Origin of the sequence: Microcoleus sp. D2_18a_B4, from assembly GCF_036702475.1 — a bacterium.
GTDB lineage: Bacteria > Cyanobacteriota > Cyanobacteriia > Cyanobacteriales > Microcoleaceae > Microcoleus.
The window spans coordinates 105,712-111,711 of record NZ_JAUBTL010000018.1 but is presented as its reverse complement, the minus strand read 5'-3'; the positions used below and the strand labels follow the sequence as shown (position 1 = coordinate 111,711).

Annotated in this window: 6 protein-coding genes and 1 pseudogene; 1 reads left to right on the top strand and 6 read right to left on the bottom strand. The window is 42.5% G+C overall.

Features of this window, described 5'->3' with window-relative positions; translation table 11 throughout:
• Positions 1 to 54: 54 nt before the first annotated feature.
• The 6 genes and pseudogenes from QUB04_RS13410 to QUB04_RS13385 all read right to left on the bottom strand — a co-directional run bounded on the left by QUB04_RS13410 (position 55) and on the right by QUB04_RS13385 (position 4,834).
• Positions 55 to 672: an Rpn family recombination-promoting nuclease/putative transposase gene (locus tag QUB04_RS13410; protein WP_333284900.1), complete on the bottom strand. Its 618-nt coding sequence runs from the start codon at positions 670 to 672 to the stop codon at positions 55 to 57.
• Positions 673 to 2,115: an IS66 family transposase gene (gene tnpC, locus QUB04_RS13405; protein ID WP_333284896.1), complete on the bottom strand. Its 1,443-nt coding sequence runs from the start codon at positions 2,113 to 2,115 to the stop codon at positions 673 to 675.
• A 33-nt stretch (positions 2,116 to 2,148) separates the two neighbouring features.
• Positions 2,149 to 2,415 (bottom strand): annotated as a pseudogene (locus QUB04_RS13400) (Rpn family recombination-promoting nuclease/putative transposase); the annotation flags it as partial.
• Between the two features lie 745 nt (positions 2,416 to 3,160).
• A complete protein-coding gene (locus QUB04_RS13395) occupies positions 3,161 to 4,024 on the bottom strand; it encodes an Npun_R2479 family HD domain-containing metalloprotein (protein ID WP_333284894.1) in 864 nt (287 codons plus the stop codon).
• Positions 4,025 to 4,347: 323 nt separating this feature from the next.
• A complete protein-coding gene (locus QUB04_RS13390) occupies positions 4,348 to 4,506 on the bottom strand; it encodes a Mo-dependent nitrogenase C-terminal domain-containing protein (protein ID WP_333284892.1) in 159 nt (52 codons plus the stop codon).
• 178 nt (positions 4,507 to 4,684) lie between these two features.
• Entirely contained in the window at positions 4,685 to 4,834 is a 150-nt protein-coding gene (locus tag QUB04_RS13385) for a hypothetical protein (protein ID WP_333284890.1), read from the bottom strand.
• 324 nt (positions 4,835 to 5,158) lie between these two features.
• Between QUB04_RS13385 and QUB04_RS13380 the strand changes: the two genes are divergently transcribed.
• On the top strand, positions 5,159 to 5,974 hold the full coding sequence (locus QUB04_RS13380) for a cobyrinic acid a,c-diamide synthase (protein WP_333284888.1): 816 nt from the start codon (positions 5,159 to 5,161) through the stop codon (positions 5,972 to 5,974).
• Positions 5,975 to 6,000 lie beyond the last annotated feature (26 nt).

The following is a 6,000-nucleotide window of genomic DNA, read 5'->3' as shown; positions in this document are numbered from 1 at the left end:
GAATTTAACAGGCTTTTCAATTCACATATCATTTTCAGTTTGTTTTGTCAACTCCTAATACTGAACCGACGCCCTAGCAATTTCCAGAGCTTTTTCTCGCATTCCTAGTGCGAGCCCTTCTTCTCTGCCTTCTTCTCTGCCTTCTTCTCTGCCTTCTGCGATGCCTTGTTCTCTGCCTTGTGCAATGCCTTTTTCAATTCCCTTGAGCAAGACACCCTGCTGATCGAGAATAAACATTTCACGTTCTTCTAAATCTGCCAACTCCTCTGGATTCAAATTAGTTTCATTGGCAATCGCAAAGGCTTGCTGTATTTCCGAGACTGTTTCCATTGTTGACGGCACTATTTCCAAGCTGGGAGCATTTTTCATAAAATAAATCCACTTGTCAGTCAAAGTTTCTAACTCATCCAATTGTTTATTGAATTTGGGCAATTCGATAAATATCAGTTCAATCTCTGGATCGACATAATCAAATAAACGCTTTTTCTCCTTGAACACAAAGTGAGAAATTACTTCTTGGTCATTGTCAAACATTTCAAAATCTGTAATTGTCAAAGCAATTACAGGTTTTAACTTAAAGTAACCTTGACCGCGAATCAGTTGAGTAGAGTAAGTTTTCGCAGCATTGTAAACCACCCGTTTCGCAAAAGATGCTACATTTAAAGTAAGGATTCAGGTCTGAAGAATGGGAATGAGCTCAGGCATAGCCAAGTCACAAGAATGGGCAGAAAGAGCCTCACGGAAAAAAGTCATTACTGAACGAGCTTGAAAACGACAGGTTTGAATCACACTAAGTAGATCAGCCGTTTCCTCAAATCGTTTCATCGAACGAGAGCCGCCAGAAACTTTCCGCTTAGTTACAGCTAACCGTAGAGAACGTTCGGCTTTATTATTATCTGGAGGAACCGAGGGGTCAGAGAGAAAATACCACCATTGTTCTGCCTTATCCCGTAAGGATTTGAGTAACAAACCTGCGGTATAACCAACTTTGTTCAACCAAGTCTCCAAAGCAAGATTCAATCGTATTTTGAAATCAGTTGCCCATGAGTAGTATGTGAGTTGCTCCTTCGTCTTGCGCCACGACTCATGGGCGATAAAAGCTTCATCTATTAATGACAGAAATATTTGAGCGACTGCTGCATTATCATTGCCAGGAAGTACCAGCACTTTCTTAAAATGCCGTCGTAAATGGGCCAGACACTTCTGTTGAGCTGCGACTTTCACACCATTATAAACACTGAAATCATCTGAGCTTAAGACTCCCGCAAATTCTTTGCCCAGCATGGTTTCTAGTTCCACGCGCCCCCTGGTATCTGCGGCATGAAATAAACAAAATCCTTCTCCACTAGCCGTCCATAGCCATTCTTTAACCCCCATCACACACCACGGCGTTTCATCTACATGAACGTTTGATTGTAGAGGGGCCCATTCCCACAGTGCTTTGATAGCTGGCTCTACTGCTGCTGCTACTCGTTGATTGGTTTTTTGGAGTGTTCCTACGGACACTTCTATCCTGCCGAGTTCCCACAACAATTCAGTCAGCTTATCGTAGGAAAGATGTCCATAATTCCCCAGCCAGACTAAGAGTGCTTGAAGATTAACGCTCAAGTCTTGTCCTGGAATTATGCCGCTTGGTGGTTCTCCTCTGACTACTGCACCACATTCGAGGCATTTACACGATTGTGTTTGATATTCAACAACTTCGATTGGTTTTGCTACTAGACTTGCTACTTGCTGTCTATGAATGTTAATTACTTCACTTAATTCTTTACTGCCACAATTGAGACAGATGTCGGGTGAGCTAATTTCGGTTCTGTCTACTCGTCCAAACCCTTTTCGGGTTTTCCCGGGATGACCTGGTTGTCCACCTGGTTTCTTTTTTTGGTCTGCTTCTGGTTGAACTGTTGGTTTCTCTGATTTTTGGATCAGATCCGTTGATGGGGGCTTTGATGAAGTCTGACTGGTGGTTCGACTTTTCCCCGTAGCAATGGCTAGTTTTTCTTGTAATTCTTCAATAATTTTTTGCAGCCCCAGTACCATTTCCACCAGTTCAGCTTGGCTCAACTGCTGGATTTCGGTTTTTTTCTGCTCTCTGGTGGCTGCGGGCTTTTTCATTCGTTTATTTTACCAGCTTTTGACACTGAAGTTTTTTTGACCTGAATCCTTACCATTTAAAACTTGCATTTCGATAATTACAGTTGCGCCTCCTGCAAGCCTGGCTTTGACATCCAGGTAAGAGTCTTTGAGATACGGAACTCTCGATGCTAAATACGGGTCGATAATTTCTAGGTCGGCGATGGTGGGGTTGCCATCATAAATCATGGCATTGAGAAAGCTGATTAAAATTGGTTTGCTTTCGTTGGAACCGAATATTTTTTTGAAGGCAAAATCGGTTTTGGGGTTAATGAATGTCATGACCAATCTCTTTTAAAATGACTTACCTATTATTTTAACCCAGTGGGAAAATGGATTGGGCGAGTTACCAAAACTAGATATCGGATGCTCTATCCAAGCTTGAGCCGATCGATAATGAAGTCCATCAGCCATTAGCGCTTGCTCTATCTTCTATTCTGTCAAATGGACTTGTCGAATCTCTTCTAGCGTCAGATCCAAACATTGCGCGATTTGCTCATCGCTCAATCCTATTGCTTGCAAGCGTTGGATAGCCTCCATTTTCGCCTGCCGCTTTCCCCGCAAAAACTCAGGCGACTCTTCCTGTGACGCGCAGACATTCAGTGAGCCGATTAAACTGGACTTCGCCCATACAAATGTACTAACAGTCCTAAAACTCTTACTCTACAAAGGATGCAACTGTTGCTCTGAAAATCTGTACCCATTGATCAGCAATAGCTGACGCAGGCGATCGCCCTCAATTGTTGTATATTCAATATAATTGCCGATCGCAAACAGATATCAATCATCTACAGGGGTACACAATTTTTTACTTAACAATTGAAACCTTTGTGATGAGAGGCTTTTGAGCCTGTGTAAGTATATTTGCAGGGTGAAGATCAGATTTAAGCAAGCCCAGCTAAAAAAAGAATATCCAGAACCACGACTTCTTTAAGTGCTGCGGCGATATAAAAGAAGAGCGTTTTACTTTTAATTAGAGCGACTTACTTATCCGAAAAAAGAACGATCGCCCGACATCACCCAAACCCTAGCTAACTACAGCCACCGCAGACTCTGGCACCTGAGAATGCTCCACGCGGAACACATTGGCGCTCAGATTAGCAACAACTTGTTTTCCCTGCTGCGTCAGTTCCAAATAGCCGATCGCATCCTTCACATACCGATAAACCACATTCCAATAAAACTTCGGATAACCATCCCGCAACTCCCCCGGATTTTGATAGCCCAAAACCAGATTCTGCCCAGTCTCCTCAAACTCGTAAAACAGCGCCGCAATCTTTTGCAAATATCGCGGATCGCTCAACTGACCAATTAAATCAGCAGCCCGAACTAAACCCGGATAATTTACCGTATCTTGATAATCTTCATCTGTAGGAACTGGGAAACGAGTCAGCTCAATATTATGCTTAACCAGCTCAGCATCAATCAGTTTGTGACCGCCAAAACGCTCGTCAATAAACATTTTTCCGCGATCGACATGATAAAGCATCAAACTAGCATCCGTCGCCCCTGGAGGCAGCGTTAATTTCATGTCACCTATTCCCGTCGCATACAGTCCTAAATCTGTTCTATCTTGTCGGCAAACACCTTTAACATACCCGATATCGTGACATAGCAAAGCAATGTGGAAGTGCAACCAATCTTCGCAGGAAACACCCCCTTCGCGGATGTGCTTCCCCCCCAGAATTGCTTGTCCCACCAAGGTCACTAAAATAGTGTGTTCGACATTATGGTAAAGAGCATCGCTATTAGCAATATTTTCTAAAGCCATACTCGCCACCCAAGCAATAATCTCGCCATAGTCAGATTTAAACCCGCCGTAAGTGTGGCGGTAGCCTTCAATCAGCCGATTGACAAAAGCCTTAATAAGCAGTTCAGTTGCGTTAAACATATTGACTTCCCTCATCCCACCTAGATTATTAAATTATTTTTATAGTTATTGTTTTTGCTGCTACCGTTTGATGTTATTTTTGGCTGAAGCGCCACGATGGATACCCACTCCTATCGAGAGGCATCCATTGATATTATCAACAATTATGGCTTAAATTATGGCTCTCGCAACTACCAGATCGATAGACCCCATAAATAATTGATATCAATGGGCGATCGAGGTATGACACCCCTCAATCAGCATTACGGTGTTACATCTTCGCCGCATACCTCAGTCGATTTTAGATTTACTCCACAGATACATCTGGGATTTGGAACTAGGCTCTAAAATTTTGGGTTGCTCACTACTCTTGTGGGAAACTTGTATCTGTTTTGGCTGACCCCGCCCAAAAATGAGAGCGAGCGAAAGCGTAACCCCATGAATTCCTCATACACAGGATTAAGCTTGCACATAGGCGGTATGTGGAAAAAATGGTGTCCCAATAACTAGATATATCTCTCACAATGACCGAAAGCATCCAGGATACAAGCCCCCGGATTCATCCCTGGAGAAATAAAAAACCTGTATCCGATAAAGGAGCCCCCGAATTTATCCGTGGGGTCAATGCTTCAATTCTTTAATCTAAAATCTAAAATCTAAAATCTAAAATCGATTGACACCCTACGGGTATAAGTTGGCACACCACTGAGTTACTGGTGGCTCTCCCACTGCAATGCTATCGAGCCACTGTCGCACGGGTTGCACGAGGATCTCGCGAAAAGTTAAGTCTTGGCACTGATTTTCCGGGAAAATACTTGTAGTCAAGTTCATGATTAATCTCAGTAATCATTACTAACAAAAACTTATGAATCACCCGACTTAATCATCAACGAAACCCACTGTTGCGCCGGTGACGGGAAGAAGTTTTACGGGTGGCACTCGTCGCCCCCAAATGTGATGCGAAGAGCTAGCATTTGTGATTGAAAACTCGCTCAAGTGTGAGACAGATCACGCCCCCTGTTCCCTACAGAATGTATATTTAGATAGATGGCAAAAAAATAAGACAGAATAAGTGCCAGCCCTCCGTCCCAGCTTCCCCCTCCCATCATCTGCGATCTATTACTCTGTATACTTACTAATATAAGGTTTCAGGCAATGATTAAACAAAAACATAAATATGCCGACCTTGCTCAACTCTCCCACACTGATACCGTGTTCCAAAAACTCCCTGTAGAAGTTAAAGAGTGGGCAGAAAGCTTGCCTTGGAACCAACGGCGCTATGTCCTGTCCCTCTGCTACATATTGTGTGCATCTACTCCCGACTTGCAAGCAGAATTTTTAGATGATTATACAGCCGACGGTTTAGTCTCAAAAATGTTTGAAGATGTAGATACTCTACACAGAGTCAAAGAGTATTTAATCAGATTTCGAGTCAAAAAACAATTAAACGAATCAGATTTAAGAAGCTACATTAAACAATTTTATATCCACTCAGCTCAACAATCGCGCCGAGAAACTGACCAATATTTAGAATCGGCACTCCGCTTCGTCTTGAGTACAGAAGAACGCAATAATGTTTTTAACTACATTTTGGGCTTTGAATTTATTAAAATTGTGTTTCAAATGAGCTGGTTGCAACACGAAAGATTAGCGAGACTCCAAAAAAATCAGTCGCAGTTTATTGAAACCTATATCAAGCCGATTCAACACGCACACAGAATTAATGGCATAATTCTACCGAAAGATGAGAGAATCTTTTTTGCCAGACGCACCTATTACGTTCAACTGCCTAACATTTCCTACAGAAAGCTGATTGAGTTAGTCATGGCAACTTTTACTACAGAAATGGTGAGTAATTGCGGATTTTCTATCAGCCGCCACTCTCAAGCTCTGCGTTTTGACTGCGATTACATTTACGATCCAGAACCAGAAGAAGAAAGATTTCCTACTGACTTGCAATTTATTCATTGACTTTACGCAGTAATGTGTACCATACA